At 64.6% G+C, this 14,226-nt stretch carries 15 protein-coding genes; 4 read left to right on the top strand and 11 right to left on the bottom strand.

The window, feature by feature from the left end; translation table 11 throughout:
* Positions 1-66 precede the first annotated feature (66 nt).
* Complete coding sequence (locus A5651_RS22730) at positions 67-1,413, bottom strand: DUF445 domain-containing protein (RefSeq protein WP_082943923.1); 1,347 nt, start codon at positions 1,411-1,413, stop codon at positions 67-69.
* A 106-nt stretch (positions 1,414-1,519) separates the two neighbouring features.
* On the opposite strand from A5651_RS22730, the gene A5651_RS22725 reads away from it, so the two are divergent.
* Both A5651_RS22725 and A5651_RS22720 read left to right on the top strand, forming a co-directional pair.
* Complete coding sequence (locus A5651_RS22725) at positions 1,520-2,227, top strand: TetR/AcrR family transcriptional regulator (protein ID WP_066986385.1); 708 nt, start codon at positions 1,520-1,522, stop codon at positions 2,225-2,227.
* Positions 2,224-3,096 (top strand): PPK2 family polyphosphate kinase, encoded by an 873-nt coding sequence (locus A5651_RS22720; protein ID WP_066986382.1) that lies wholly within the window; start codon positions 2,224-2,226, stop codon positions 3,094-3,096. Before A5651_RS22725 ends, A5651_RS22720 begins: the two co-directional genes overlap by 4 nt.
* Before the next feature lie 25 nt (positions 3,097-3,121).
* Here A5651_RS22720 and A5651_RS22715 read toward each other — a convergent pair whose 3' ends face one another.
* From A5651_RS22715 to A5651_RS22700, 4 genes are all read right to left on the bottom strand, one after another.
* Complete coding sequence (locus A5651_RS22715; RefSeq protein WP_066986652.1) at positions 3,122-3,994, bottom strand: cyclopropane mycolic acid synthase family methyltransferase; 873 nt, start codon at positions 3,992-3,994, stop codon at positions 3,122-3,124.
* Positions 3,995-4,160: 166 nt separating this feature from the next.
* Positions 4,161-5,021 carry a 3-hydroxybutyryl-CoA dehydrogenase gene (locus tag A5651_RS22710; RefSeq protein ID WP_066986379.1) on the bottom strand — a complete coding sequence of 287 codons (861 nt, stop codon included), beginning with the start codon at positions 5,019-5,021 and terminating at the stop codon, positions 4,161-4,163.
* Positions 5,022-5,110: 89 nt separating this feature from the next.
* Entirely contained in the window at positions 5,111-6,397 is a 1,287-nt protein-coding gene (gene aceA / locus A5651_RS22705) for an isocitrate lyase (protein ID WP_066986376.1), read from the bottom strand.
* Positions 6,398-6,668: 271 nt separating this feature from the next.
* Positions 6,669-7,442: an acyl-[acyl-carrier-protein] thioesterase gene (locus A5651_RS22700; RefSeq protein ID WP_082943931.1), complete on the bottom strand. Its 774-nt coding sequence runs from the start codon at positions 7,440-7,442 to the stop codon at positions 6,669-6,671.
* A gap of 145 nt (positions 7,443-7,587) precedes the next feature.
* Here A5651_RS22700 and ramB point away from each other — a divergent pair, with 145 nt between their 5' ends.
* Positions 7,588-9,003, top strand: coding sequence for an acetate metabolism transcriptional regulator RamB (gene ramB / locus A5651_RS22695; protein WP_066986649.1), 1,416 nt, complete (start codon positions 7,588-7,590; stop codon positions 9,001-9,003).
* Positions 9,000-9,545, top strand: a complete 546-nt coding sequence (locus A5651_RS22690; RefSeq protein WP_066986371.1) for a carboxymuconolactone decarboxylase family protein — start codon at positions 9,000-9,002, stop codon at positions 9,543-9,545. Before ramB ends, A5651_RS22690 begins: the two co-directional genes overlap by 4 nt.
* A gap of 10 nt (positions 9,546-9,555) precedes the next feature.
* Here A5651_RS22690 and A5651_RS22685 read toward each other — a convergent pair whose 3' ends face one another.
* The 6 genes from A5651_RS22685 to adh all read right to left on the bottom strand — a co-directional run bounded on the left by A5651_RS22685 (position 9,556) and on the right by adh (position 14,177).
* Positions 9,556-9,777: a hypothetical protein gene (locus A5651_RS22685; RefSeq protein WP_066986646.1), complete on the bottom strand. Its 222-nt coding sequence runs from the start codon at positions 9,775-9,777 to the stop codon at positions 9,556-9,558.
* Positions 9,778-9,848: 71 nt separating this feature from the next.
* A complete protein-coding gene (gene lpdA, locus A5651_RS22680) occupies positions 9,849-11,252 on the bottom strand; it encodes a dihydrolipoyl dehydrogenase (protein ID WP_066986368.1) in 1,404 nt (467 codons plus the stop codon).
* A 10-nt stretch (positions 11,253-11,262) separates the two neighbouring features.
* Positions 11,263-11,793 (bottom strand): hypothetical protein, encoded by a 531-nt coding sequence (locus tag A5651_RS22675; RefSeq protein WP_231988795.1) that lies wholly within the window; start codon positions 11,791-11,793, stop codon positions 11,263-11,265.
* Positions 11,786-12,064 (bottom strand): putative holin, encoded by a 279-nt coding sequence (locus A5651_RS22670; RefSeq protein WP_066986365.1) that lies wholly within the window; start codon positions 12,062-12,064, stop codon positions 11,786-11,788. Before A5651_RS22670 ends, A5651_RS22675 begins: the two co-directional genes overlap by 8 nt.
* A 38-nt stretch (positions 12,065-12,102) precedes the next feature.
* Positions 12,103-12,645, bottom strand: a complete 543-nt coding sequence (locus tag A5651_RS22665; protein WP_066986362.1) for a DUF779 domain-containing protein — start codon at positions 12,643-12,645, stop codon at positions 12,103-12,105.
* Positions 12,645-14,177 carry an aldehyde dehydrogenase gene (gene adh / locus A5651_RS22660; protein ID WP_066986359.1) on the bottom strand — a complete coding sequence of 511 codons (1,533 nt, stop codon included), beginning with the start codon at positions 14,175-14,177 and terminating at the stop codon, positions 12,645-12,647. Before adh ends, A5651_RS22665 begins: the two co-directional genes overlap by 1 nt.
* Between the last annotated feature and the right edge of the window lie 49 nt (positions 14,178-14,226).

The following is a 14,226-nucleotide window of genomic DNA, read 5'->3' as shown; positions in this document are numbered from 1 at the left end:
ATGCGGTTGCGACGCATCCCACGGTACGACGGGGTGCTAGCTATTGCAAGCATTAGTTAGCGCAGGTCAGAAGAGTAGCTGGGCTATCGAATAGATGATCAGGCCGGCGAGAGAGCCAACCACGGTGCCGTTGATCCGGATGAACTGCAGGTCGCGCCCGACATGAAGTTCGATGCGCCTGCTGGCCTCGTCGGCATCCCAACGTTCGATCGTGTCGGTGATGATCGTTGTGATCTCCGCCCCATATTGGGACACTAGGTGCCGGGCCGCCCTGATGATCCAGTCGTCGACTTTGTCGCGTAGGTCCCCGTCGTCGCGCAGCGATTCGCCGATGTGCACGACGGAGTCGGCGATTCGGGTGCGCAGGGCCGACGACGGGTCATCGACCGATTCCAGGATGAGGCGCTTGAGGGTGTTCCACGCCGTCTCTGCGGCGCGGGCGACCTCGTCGCGGCCCATCAGCTGATCCTTGACCTTCTCGGCCCGGGCAATCGTCGCCTCATCGTGTTGAAGGTCGTCGGCGAACTCGAACAAGAAGCGGGTGGCCGACCGACGCAGCTCGTGGTCCGGGTTGCGGCGCACCTTATCGGTGAAATCCATCAATTCGCGGTGGATGCGGTCACCGACCAGATGGTCCACCCAGCGCGGCGACCATGACGGCGAGTCGCGTTCCACCACACGCTCGATGATCTCGCCCGCGTTCAGCGACCACTGGAACGCGCGGTCGGCAAGCAACTGGATAAGGGCTTCCTGCCGATGCTCGGCCAACAGCGTGGCGAGCACCCGTCCCACCGGTGGCCCCCACAGCGGTTCGGCGAGCCGTTTGACGATCATCCGGTCCAGCACGTGCTGGACGTCCTCGTCGCGCAGCATCTCCACGCCCACCCGCAGCACCGTCGACGCCTCGGCGGCCACCCGCTCGGCGTGGACCGGCTCCGAGAGCCACTTGCCTAACCGGCCGGCGACCTCGGCGTCGCGCAACTTCGTCTCGATGACGTCGGGAGACATGAAGTTCTCCCTGACGAACGCGCCCAGACTCTCCCCCAGCTGGTCCTTCTTGCGCTTGATGATCGCGGTGTGCGGGATCGGGATGCCCAACGGATGTTTGAACAGCGCGGTCACCGCGAACCAGTCCGCCAGCGCACCGACCATGCCCGCTTCGGAGGCGGCGGCGACATAGCCGGCCCACGCCCCGGCTCCCCTGGATTCGGCCCATCGACAGAACAGGAACAACACTGTGGCGCCCACCAGGAAGCCGAGCGCGACCAGCTTCATCCGCCGCAGGCCGCGGCGACGTTGCGCATCGGCGATGGTGTCGGCGCCCGCCAGGGCTTCGGCGAAGCTGGCCCGCTGCGGTGTCGACGCAGGCAGCGACCGCAAACCGCGGCCTCGGGCGTCTGGTCTGTGTGCCACCCCTCCATCATCCGCTACCGCGCGGTGTGTCGACCGTCCCGACCGGCCCGAACGTGATGATTCGCCGTACTATCGATTAGATCTAGACGAACGGACTTGCGCGGAAGTGGCAGAGCAGACCCCGCCGGGGGCGGTGAAAACCGACGGACGTAAACGGCGCTGGCACCAACACAAGGTGGAGCGCCGTAATGAGCTGGTAGACGGCACCCTGGTCGCGATCCGGCGGCGTGGCAGCAACGTCAGCATGGACGAGATCGCGGCCGAAATCGGTGTATCGAAGACGGTTCTCTACCGCTATTTCGTCGACAAGAACGACCTGACCACCGCGGTGATGATGCGGTTCGCGCAGACCACCCTGATCCCCAACATGGCGGCTGCGCTGTCGGCGAACCTCGAGGGTTACGAGCTGACCCGCGAGATCATCAAGGTCTACGTCGAGACCGTGGCAGCCGAACCGGAGCCGTACCGCTTTGTGATGGCGAACAACTCGGCAAGCAAGAACAAGGTGATCGCCAACAGCGAGGAAATCATCGCCCGCATGCTGGCGGTCATGCTGCGGCGGCGGATGGCCGCGGCGGGGATGGACACCCGTGGTGTCGAGCCGTGGGCTTTCCACACCGTCGGCGGGGTGCAGCTGGCGACACACTCGTGGATGTCGAATCCCCGGATGAGCGCCGACGACCTCATCGATTACCTGACGATGCTGTCGTGGAATGCGTTGTGCGGCATCGTCGAGGTAGGTGGGTCCCTGGAGAAGTTTCGGCAAGAACCACACCCCTCGCCGATCCTTCCTCCACAATTGCTCCAACGATGAGCAAATCAACCGACGATCTTCCGTCGCTGTGGACGCGCCACCCGCACGATCATCTGGTCTTTCACCAAGGCGACAATGTTGCCGACATCGACACCAGCGCCACGCCCGGTTTCAAGGGCGAAAAATCCGACGCCGCCGATGTGCAGGACGAGCGCAACGCGCGGTTCGCCGAGTTACAGGAGATGCTCTACGCCAACAGTAAAGGCGCCGGCGTCAACCGGTCGGTGCTGCTGGTGCTCCAGGGTATGGATACCGCCGGCAAGGGCGGAATCGTAAAACATGTTGTGGGCGCGGCTAATCCGCAGGGGCTGCGTTACCGGGCCTTCGGTGTGCCCACCGAGGAAGAACGCAAGCACCACTACCTGTGGCGGGTCCGACGGGCCCTTCCGCCGCCCGGGAGCATCGGGGTGTTCGATCGGTCGCACTACGAGGACGTGTTGGTGGTCCGTGTTCACGACCTGGTTCCGCCCCAGGTGTGGAGCAAGCGCTACGACGAGATCAATCGATTCGAGAAGACCCTCGTCGACGCCGGCACCACAGTCATCAAAGTCGCGATGTTCGTCTCGCTGGACGAGCAGCGCAAGCGGCTGGCCAAACGGCTGGCTCGGCCCGACAAATACTGGAAGTACAACCCGGGCGACGTCGACGAGCGACTGCTGTGGCCGAAGTACCAAGAGGCCTATCAGGCCATGCTCGAACAGACGTCGACCGTCTACGCCCCCTGGCACGTGGTGCCGTCGGACAAGAAGTGGTACAGCCGGCTGGCGATCCTCGAACTGTTGATCGAGGAACTCGAAGCGCTCGACTTGTCCTGGCCGCCACCCGATTTCGACGTCGAGGCCGAGAAGAAGCGGCTGGCCGAGGCCTAGAGCCAGGCCTAGTTGAAGCCTAGCTCTACTTGACGAGCGTGAACTGCCCTACGTTGGTGATGCCGCGGCGGAAGAAGTCTGCGCACCCGGTCAAGTAGCGCATGTAGCGGTCGTAGACCTCGTCGGACGTGATCGCGATCGCCTTTTCTTTGTTGGCCGCGAGGTTGGCCGCCCAGATGTCGAGCGTCTTGGCGTAGTGCGGCTGCAGCAGATGCGTGCGCTCGAGGGTGAAGCCCGACCGTGCCGCGAGTTGCTCGATGTCCTCGACCGCGGGCAGCTGCCCGCCGGGGAAGATCTCGGTGCCGATGAACCGCATGAACTTCAGGTCCGAGATTGTCAGCTTGATGCCGTTCTCGCGGAAGAACTTCTGCGTGTGCGCCAAGATTGTGTGCAGCAGCATCCGGCCGCCGTCGGGCAGGATGTCATACGCCCGCTCGAAGAACAGCGGGTAGCGTTCCGCCTTGAACGCCTCGAACGCGCCGATCGACACGATCCGGTCGACGGGCTCGTTGAATTCCTCCCAGCCCTGCAGTCTCACCTCGGCGGTACGCTCCGTCGGGATCGACTCCATCAGCACCTTGCTGTACTCATACTGGTTGCGGCTCAACGTGATACCGATCACGTTGACGTCGTAGAGCTCGATGGCGCGCTTCAGTGCGCCGCCCCAGCCGCAGCCGACGTCGAGCAGCGTCATGCCCGGTTCGAGGTTCAGCTTGCCCAGCGCGAGGTCGAATTTGGCGATCTGGGCCTCGTCCAGCGTCATGTCGTCGCGTTCGAAGTACGAACACGTGTAACCCATCGTCGGACCGAGGAACAGCGCAAAGAATTCGTTGGACACGTCGTAAATCGACTGGGATTCCTCGTAGTACGGTTCCAGGTCCGTTACCACATCCGACATGAAAGTCTCGACTCCGCTCTTGATCGTCTGTTCGTCGCCCGAATCAGCGGGCGACGGACATGCAGAGCGGCGGCTAACGCCAGTGCACATATCCGGCTCCCTCTGAACCGGCAGTCACATTACGAAGACAACCTAGCCAAGATTCTGCGCGAACCCAAGTCGACGCTCAGTATGAATAAAACCCTTTTCCCGACTTCTTGCCGAGCTGTCCGGCCTCGACCATCCGGAGCAGCAGCGGAGGCGGTGCGAAGTGGGGGTCCTTGTACTCGTCATACATCGAATCGGCGATGAGCTTCATCGTGTCGAGCCCGATCAGGTCGGACAGCCGCAGCGGTCCCATCGGGTGCGACAAGCCGGCAACGACCGCCGTGTCGATGTCCTCGACGGTCGCCACACCGGCCTCTGCCATCCTGATCGCCGACAGCAAGTACGGCACCAGCAGAGCGTTGACGATGAAGCCCGAGCGGTCGCCGCAGCGCACCACCTTCTTGCCTAACGTGTCGCTGGCGAACTGCTCGACCCGCGACAGCGCCTCGGGGGAGGTGACCAGCGTGCTGATCAACTCGACCAAGGGCAGCACGGGCACCGGGTTGAAAAAATGCAAGCCGAGCACGCGGCTCGGATTCTTCGTCGCCGCAGCGATTTTCATGATGGGAATGCTGGAGGTGTTCGACGCGAGCACGGCATCGGGATCGGTGACGATCGCGTCGAGTTCGGCGAAGATCTTGGCCTTGATGGCCTCGTCCTCGATGACTGCCTCAATCACCAGCTGGCGGTCGGACAGGTCGACGAGGTCGGTGGTGAACGTCAGCCGCCCCAGAGCCGCATCACGGTCGGCCTCGCTGAGCTTGCCCTTGCTCGTCGCGCGCTCCAACGAGCTGGTGACGCGATCGCGGCCTGCGTTGATCAGCGCGTCGGTCGGCTCGTAGACCACTACGTTCGCGCCTGCCTTCGCCGACACCTCGACGATGCCCGAGCCCATCTGCCCCGCGCCGACGACGCCTACCCGTTCGATTCCTTCACCCATAACGTCGAATTCTGCACCAGGGCTGTCAATCGCTCGCAATCGCAGCCCTGGTGCAGAAGTCGGCAAACCAGTCTTCAGTTACTGAGGGATCAGTGGAACTGGCCCTCTTCGGTCGAGCCCGTCAGCGCCGTCGTCGACGAGGTCGGGTCCACCGTGGTGGCGATCCGGTCGAAGTAGCCGGCGCCGACCTCACGCTGGTGCTTGGTGGCGGTGTAACCCCGCTCCTCGGCGGCGAATTCGCGCTCCTGCAGCTCGACGTAGGCCGTCATCTGGTTGCGGGCGTAGCCGTAGGCCAGATCGAACATCGAGTAGTTCAGGGCGTGGAAGCCGGCCAGCGTGATGAACTGGAACTTGAAGCCCATCGACGCCAGCTCCTTCTGGAACTTTGCGATGGTCGCGTCGTCGAGGTGCTTGCGCCAGTTGAACGACGGCGAGCAGTTGTAGGCCAACATCTGGTCGGGGAACTCAGCCTTCACACCCTCGGCGAACTTCGCCGCTAGCTCGAGGTCCGGCGTGCCGGTCTCCATCCAGATCAGGTCGGAGTACGGGGCGTAGGCCTTGGCCCGGGCGATGCAGGGCTCCAGGCCGTTCTTGACCCGGTAGAACCCTTCCTTGGTGCGCTCACCGGTGATGAACGGCTGGTCGCGCTCGTCGACATCGGAGGTGATCAGCGTGGCCGCCTCGGCGTCGGTGCGGGCGATCACGACGGTCGGCACGTCGGCGACGTCGGCCGCCAGCCGGGCTGAGGTCAGGGTCCGGATGTGCTGCTGGGTCGGGATGAGGACCTTGCCACCGAGGTGACCGCACTTCTTCTCCGACGCCAACTGGTCCTCCCAGTGCGAACCGGCGACACCCGCGGCGATCATGGCCTTCTGCAGCTCGTAGACGTTGAGCGCGCCACCGAAGCCGGCCTCACCGTCGGCGACGATCGGCACCAGCCAGTTGTCGACGGAGGTGTCGCCCTCGACCTTGGCGATCTCATCGGCACGCAGCAGTGCGTTGTTGATTCGGCGCACCACCTGCGGCACCGAGTTGGCCGGGTACAGGCTCTGGTCGGGGTAGGTGTGCCCGGACAGGTTCGCGTCACCGGCGACCTGCCAGCCGGACAGGTAGATGGCCTTCAGCCCGGCCCGCACCTGCTGAACGGCCATGTTGCCGGTCAGCGCACCGAGCGCGTTGACGAACTCCAGGTCGTGCAGTTGGTTCCACAACACCTCGGCGCCCCGGCGGGCCAGCGTGGCTTCCTCGACGACCGTGCCCTGCAGCGCCACGACGTCCTCGGCGGTGTAGGTGCGCTCGACACCCTTCCACCGCGGGTTGGTGTCCCAGTCCTTCTGGATCTCTTCGGCTGATTTCGGCGTGCCAACGGTCGACATCCGGCTACTCCTATTCGTGTTCATATCATCGCTGCGGCGCCGCCAGAGTTCCCAGCTTGTTAACGCCCAAACAACTTCGCTGTTGCGCTAATCCGATAATGCACCCGGGTATAAGAGCAGGTCCAGCGCCACCGATTGCCAATTTTCGTTAACGCCTCCGGTGATCCTGCAAAGTTTGCGAAGGGACCGTTCGGCTGTACCGGTTCAGTAGTTACCCATCAGTAGCCAATTTCCGCAGGTCAGTACGCCCGTACTGTTAAACGGAGAGGGTCTACAACGCGAAGATCGCAGCGACGGCTTTGGTCTCGTCACCGACGGTATATGTGAGCGTTGTAACAGTCCGATCGGTGAGGTCGGCGCCGAATCGGTCGGTCGAACCCGGCGGGTGGACGTGCGCGATGATCTCGAGTTTGTCGCCGAGCGCCACCGGCGCGTCGTGCTCGATGGTGACCCGCAGCGGCTGCTCCATCATTTCCGGGCGGGACAGCAGGTAGTCCTCGACCACCGTCCAGTAAACCGAGTTGTTCATGTGGTCGAACAGGTCGATGTCGGTGACACGGACCGGATATTCGCGGATCTCGGCGGCATCCTCGCGGCTACCCGGCTTCAGGTAGGCCTTCCACCGCAGCCTGCCCTCGCTGGTGGTGCGCTTGAGCCCCTCGATGAAGTCGTCAGCGATGCGCGCCGGCCCCTGCGTCTCGCGGGAGATGTTGATCCAGAACGCCTCGGACTCCATCAGGCCGCCGCGGCGGCCGTCGAGCCGCACCCGCATCTCACACCACCGGTTCGACGTGCCCGAACACCAGCGGCGCAGCCGCAGGATGTCCTGGAACTCGATCGGTTTGATCAGATCGATCATCGTGCGCCGCACGATCCACAGCGGGTGCGTTTCCTCGAAGCCGAGTTCGCGCAGATGGTCCTGGCCGATGTCCTGGATGTGTCGGCACGCGGCGTCGAAGCGCAGCCTGCCCAGCCGGTCGATGTCGGCGACCCGCAGCGGCCACTCCCGATCGAAGACGTCGGGATGCGGGTCGGGCACCGGCATCAGTACCTTCGACAGACCGGTGCTACCTGCGGTTTCTGCCACGAGTTGTTCTCCCCTGCTCACCCCGACGGTTCCCGATACTGCCACAGCGGGGCCGCTGCCAATTATGCGAAGACCGTCTTCGCAGGCGGTTATGCTCGGTGACGTGGCCAAAACGTTCGTCGGCTCCCGGGTCCGGCAGCTGCGCAACGAGCGTGGCTTCAGCCAGGCCGCGCTGGCGCAGATGCTCGGCATCTCGCCGAGCTACCTGAACCAGATCGAGCACGACGTGCGCCCGCTGACCGTGGCAGTCCTGCTGCGGATCACCGAGGTGTTCGGTGTCGATGCGACGTTCTTCGCCTCGCAGGACGACACCCGGCTGGTCGCCGAACTGCGCGAGGTCATGATGGACCGCGACCTCGACATCGATGTGGACCCGGCCGAAATCGCCGATATCGTCAACGCCCACCCGACGCTGGCCCGCGCGATGGTCAACCTGCACCGGCGCTACCAGCTGACCACGATGCAGCTGGCGGCCGCGACCGAGGACCGCTACTCCGACGGCAGCGGTAGCGGGTCCATCACGATGCCGCACGAGGAAGTCCGCGACTACTTCTACCAGCGGCAGAACTACCTGCACGAGCTCGACACCGCGGCCGAAGACCTGACCATCGACCTGCGTATGCACCGAGGTGACCTCGCCCGCGACCTCGCCGACCGGCTTCGTGCGGTGCACGGCGTGCAGATCCTGCGGCGCACCGATTTCGGTGACAACGTGTTGCACCGCTACGACCCCGTCACCCGCAGGCTCGAGATGGCCAGCCATCTTTCGTCGGGCCAGCAGGTGTTCAAGATGGCGGCCGAGTTGGCCTACCTGGAGTTCGGTGACCTGATCGACAAGCTGGTCGCCGACGGCAAGTTCACCAGCGACGAGTCGACGACACTGGCCCGGCTGGGGCTGGCCAATTACTTCGCGGCGGCCACGGTGTTGCCCTACGGCCAGTTCCACGAGGTCGCCGAGAAATTCCGCTACGACGTCGAGCGGCTGTCGGCGTTCTACCGAGTCAGCTACGAGACGATCGCGCACCGGCTTTCGACGCTGCAGCGGCCGTCGATGCGCGGCGTGCCGTTCTCGTTCGTCCGCGTCGACAAAGCTGGCAACATGTCAAAACGCCAGTCGGCCACGGGTTTTCACTTTTCCTCCAGCGGCGGCACCTGTCCGCTGTGGAACGTCTACGAGACGTTCGCCAATCCGGGGAAGATCCTGGTGCAGATCGCGCAGATGCCCGACGGCCGCAGCTACATGTGGGTGGCGCGCACGGTCGAGCGTCGCGCCTCGCGCTATGGTCAGCCGGGCAAAACGTTCGCGATCGGGCTCGGCTGCGAGATTCGGCATGCACACCGGCTCGTCTACTCGGAGGGACTGGATTTGGCCGGCGATATCGCGACACCGATCGGGGCCGGCTGCCGGGTGTGTGAACGCGACAACTGCCCGCAGCGGGCTTTCCCCGCCCTTGGCCGCGCCCTTGACCTCGACGAGCACCGCAGCACGGTGTCGCCGTATCTGGTGAAGCAGTCATGAGCGTCCCTGCCCGCATCGAACCCGGCGGGTTGCGGGAGCTCGGACCCATCAACTGGGTGATCGCGAAGCTCGGCGCACGGACGATCCGGGCGCCGCGGTTCAGCCTGATGAACGTGCTGGGTCAGCACAAGCTGCTGTTCTTGGCGTGGCTGCCCTACAGCGCAATGTTGCTCGGCCTGCTGAGCAAGCTGCCGGTCCGCGACGCCGAGGTCGTCATCCTTCGCGTCGGCCATCTGCGCGACTGCGAATACGAACTGCAACAGCACCGCAGGCTGGCCCGCAGCCGCGGCATCGGACCGGAGTTGCAGGCCAAGATCTTCTCCGGCCCCGACGCCGAGGGGCTCACCGACCGGCAGCGAGCGCTGATCACCGCCACCGACGAGTTCGTTGTCACCCGCGGTGTGTCCGCCGAGACGTGGGCGTGGTTGGCCGGTCACCTGACGAAGGCGCAGCTGATCGAATTCTGCTTGCTGGCAGCGCAATACGATGGGCTGGCGGCCACCATTACCACGCTGAAGGTGCCGCTGGACTTCTCGGACTAGGGTCGCCCAGCTACAGGTAGGTGACTCCCAGCACCACCAGCGACAGCAGCACCGGCGAGATCGGCAGCGCGGCCAGAAACGCCGCTCGCACCTCGGCCTTGCCTTGATAGTCGCGCCACGCCAGCCAGCCGGCGACCCCACCGAGCACAAACGACAAGCCCGCAACGACGAGCACCCAATGGCTGATTGTGCGCGTCGCAATGGCCGCGGAGATACCGGCGAGCCACAGCATGTGCCCGATGATCAGGCCGCCGATGCCCGCGACCCAGATGGCTCTCGCTGAGCCGGCTGTCTGGGCCACGCTCAGAAATTGATCATGTGGCCGACGAGCCCGTGGAAGCACTCCTGCAGCGCCTCCGACATCGTCGGGTGGGTGTGGACGTTGCGGGCGAGCTCGGTGGCGGTCAGGTCCCACTTCTGCGCAAGCGTCAGCTCAGGCAGCAGCTCCGAAACGTCGTGGCCGATGAGGTGGCCGCCGATCAGTTCGCCATACTTCCCGTCCGCGATCAGCTTGACGAACCCGCTGGGATCTCCGACGCCGTGCGCCTTGGCGTTGGCGGTGAACGGGAACTTCGCGACCTTGACGTCATAGCCCTCGTCGCGCGCCTGCTCCTCGGTCAGGCCGAAGCTGGCAACCTGCGGCTGGCAGAACGTGGCACGCGGCAGCATCCGGTAGTCGCCGAGCGGCAAAGTGTCTGCGCCGCCGATGGTTTCGGCCGCGACCACGCCTTGGGCCTCGGCCACGTGCGCGAGTTGCAACTTGCCGGTGACGTCGCCGATCGCGTAGATGTGGCCCACGTTGGTACGCATATAGTCGTCGATGCCGATCGCCTTGCGCTCGGTGATCTGCACGCCGGCTTTATCCAGACCGTAGCCCTCGATGTTGGGCGCGAAACCGATTGCCTGCAATACCTTTTCGGCCTTGAGCTCTTCCGACTTGCCGTCTTTACTGATCGTGACCGTGACGTCGCCGCCGTTGTCGGAGATCGATTCGACCTTGGTGCCGGTGAGCACCTTCACGCCGAGCTTCTTGAACTGTTTCTCGATTTCCTTACTCACCTCGGCGTCCTCGTTGGGCAGCGCCCGCGGCAGGAACTCGACGATGGTGACGTCAACGCCGTAGTTCTTCAGCACGTAGCCGAACTCCATGCCGATCGCGCCCGCCCCGGCGATCACGATGGACTTGGGCAGCTCGCGCGTCATGATCAGCTTTTCGTAGGTGACGACGTTGTCCGACAGCGAGGTGCCGGGCACCAGGCGCGTGCTGCTGCCGGTGGCGATGATGATGTTGTCGAACGTCACCGTCACAGCGTCTTTCTGGTCGTCCCCGGTCGGTTCGACCTCCAGCGTGTGGTCGTCTTTGAATTTGCCGTAGCCGTGGATCTCGGTGATCTTGTTCTTCTTCATCAGGAAGTGCACACCGGCCACCCGGCCTTCGGCGACCTTGCGGCTGCGGTCGAAGGCGACCCCGTAGTCGAAGGTCGCCTCCCCGCTGATGCCGAACTGCTTGGCCTCTTTGGTGAAGATGTGGGCGAGTTCGGCGTTGCGCAGCAACGCTTTCGACGGGATACACCCGACGTTGAGGCACACCCCGCCCCAGTATTTGGGTTCGACGACTGCGGTGCTCAGCCCCAGCTGCGCGGCGCGGATCGCTGCGACGTATCCGCCTGGGCCTGCTCCGAGAACAACGACGTCATAGTGGCTCACCCCGCCAACACTAGTAGGGCAGCACTCCTACCAGACAGCGGCTTGCGTGTTCGCAGAAGTAGTAGCCGTACAGCACCGCAGCCGAGGCCGTCGACGCAAACGGCGCCGACATCAGCGCGATGGCCAGCGCCGACAGCACCGGTCTGTCCGGAACGGTCGCCGCGATCACGGCCGCGACGGTGCACACGACCAGGTAGACCAGCACGGCGAATACCGCGGGCGTCTTGTTGATCGAATGGAACCACCAGTAGAACAGGCCCAGCCCGATGACCGCGGACACCGCCCATACGGCCGCGACGACGAGGACGAAGGTCCAGCGCTTCAGCGGGGATGCCTCGGCCGGGTGCTTCGCGACCGGTGCCGGCGTGGGCTCGGGCTGGATCTCCTCGGCTACGGCGGGCAGTGCACCGGTGAACGTCGGCGTGAACGGCGCCGTGGGCTCCAGGTCCGCATCGGTGTTTGTCTCGGGCTTGATGCGCGGGGGATGCCACCCGATCGGTGCGCGATGGCGGCGGGTTCCCCGGTAGGTCTGCTCAGCCACCGTGCACCACCTGAACTGTGGCGAGTGCAACGAACCATCCGGGCGCGACGGCCAGGACGAACGCGCCCAGAGCCGTCATCCAGCGTCGGTGCGACAGCAGGATCATCACCATGCCGAACAGGCTGGGCACGCCGACGATCAGCGCAATGACGACATCGGGCCGGACCGGTGTGCTGACGAGCTTCGTCGCCGCGATTCCCGCCACCAGACCGACCGCGGTGCCCACAAGCATTGCGCTGGCTAAAAACCAGGCTCGTGGAACGGGTATCACGTCTGTAGACGATAACGCCGAGTGCCCGGAAGGCCGCCCTAGACGCGCGGCGCGCCAGGTAACGGACAGGCATCAATTGCTTGTGCGACAACGTGTGTGCCGCCGGGTGCGGGCCGTTCCCCCCGGTCGTAGTCGGCTCCCGTCAGCGGCGGACTTTGGGCGAGCAGCCGGTTCTCGTCCTCGGTGAACGCCCGGCCGCGGGACAGGAATCGCACGCCCTCCGGCGCCTCCAGGCTGAACCCGCCGCCGCGGCCCGCCACCACGTCGATCACCAGCTGCGTGTGCTTCCACGCCTCGAACTGCGGGCCGGAAATCCAGACCGGGACGCCTGTGCCGACATCGAGGACGCCCAGCAGCACGTCGCGATCGCCCACGATGAATTCGCCGGCGGGGTAACACATCGGCGACGAGCCGTCACAGCAGCCGCCGGACTGGTGGAACATCACCGGCCCGTGCCGCTCTTGGAGTTTGACCAGCAGGTCCGCGGCCGCCCGCGTGATCAGCGCCCTCAATGGCCGAGCGTGAGCTTGTGCACCACTTTCGGGTGGATTTTCGCGCACAAGCTCATGTTCGACATCCATCAGAAGAAGCCTTGCGCCTTGTTGCTGTAGGACACCAGCAGGTTCTTCGTCTGCTGGTAGTGGTCGAGCATCATCTTGTGGGTCTCGCGGCCGATGCCGGACTGCTTGTACCCGCCGAACGCCGCGTGAGCAGGATAGGCGTGATAGCAGTTGGTCCACACCCGGCCGGCCTTGATGTCGCGGCCGGCGCGGTAGGCGACATTGCCGTCGCGGCTCCACACGCCGGCGCCCAACCCGTACAGCGTGTCGTTGGCGATCGCGATCGCGTCGTCGTAATCCTTAAACGACGTCACCGCCACCACCGGCCCGAAGATCTCCTCCTGGAAGATCCGCATCTTGTTGTTGCCTTCGAAAATCGTCGGCTGCACGTAGTAGCCGCCGTTGAGGTCGCCGCCCAGTTGTGCACGCTCGCCGCCGGTGACCACGCGGGCGCCTTCCTCCCTGCCAATCTCGATGTAGGACAACACCTTTTCCAGCTGGTCGTTGGACGCCTGGCTGCCGATCATCGTCTCGGTGTCCAGCGGGTCGCCCTGCCGCACGGCCTTGGTGCGGATGGCCGCCAGTTCCAGGAATTCGTCGTAGATGTCGGCCTGGATCAGCGACCGCGACGGGCAGGTGCACACCTCGCCCTGGTTGAGGGCGAACATCGTGAACCCTTCCAGGGCCTTGTCCTGGAAGTCTTGACCTTCTGGGCCGGCGGCCATCACGTCGGAGAAGAAGATGTTGGGGCTCTTGCCGCCGAGCTCGAGTGTGACGGGAATCAGGTTCTGGCTGGCGTACTGCATGATCAGGCGCCCGGTCGTGGTTTCCCCGGTGAACGCGATCTTGGCGATGCGGTTGCTCGACGCCAGCGGTTTACCCGCCTCGAACCCGAATCCGTTGACCACGTTGAGCACGCCGGCGGGCAGCAGATCGCCGATCAACGACAACAGGTAGAGGATCGACGCCGGTGTCTGCTCGGCGGGTTTGAGTACGACGGCGTTGCCTGCCGCCAGCGCCGGCGCCAGCTTCCAGGTGGCCATCAGGATCGGGAAGTTCCACGGAATGATCTGGCCGACGACCCCGAGCGGCTCGTGGAAGTGGTAGGCGACGGTGTCGTCGTCGATCTGGCTCAGCGAGCCTTCCTGCGCGCGAATGGCGCCTGCGAAATAGCGGAAGTGGTCGACGGCCAGCGGCAGGTCGGCGTTGAGCGTCTCGCGGATGGGCTTGCCGTTGTCCCACGCCTCGGCCAGCGCCAGCGATTCGAGGTGCTCCTCGATACGGTCGGCGATCTTGTTCAGGATGTTGGCGCGCTCGGCGGGCGCGGTCTTGCCCCAGGCCGTGGCCGCTCCGTGGGCCGCGTCGAGCGCCGTGTCGATGTCGGCCTCGGTAGACCTGGGGATCTCGCAGAACGGCTGGCCAGTCACCGGGGTCGGGTTCTCGAAGTACTCGCCACCGGCGGGCGGCACCCATTCGCCGCCAATGAAATTGCCGTAGCGCGACTCATAGGACATCAGTGCGTCGGATGAACCCGGACGTGCATAAGCGGTCATGACTGACTCCTTCTCGCCGATTGGTTCCGATTGTGCTCCCCCTCACAAC

Origin of the sequence: Mycobacterium sp. 1274761.0, from assembly GCF_001668615.1 — a bacterium.
In the GTDB taxonomy this organism is placed as follows: Bacteria; Actinomycetota; Actinomycetes; order Mycobacteriales; family Mycobacteriaceae; genus Mycobacterium.
The sequence above is the reverse complement of the archived record's forward strand: the minus strand, read 5'-3'. Positions and strand labels throughout refer to the sequence as shown.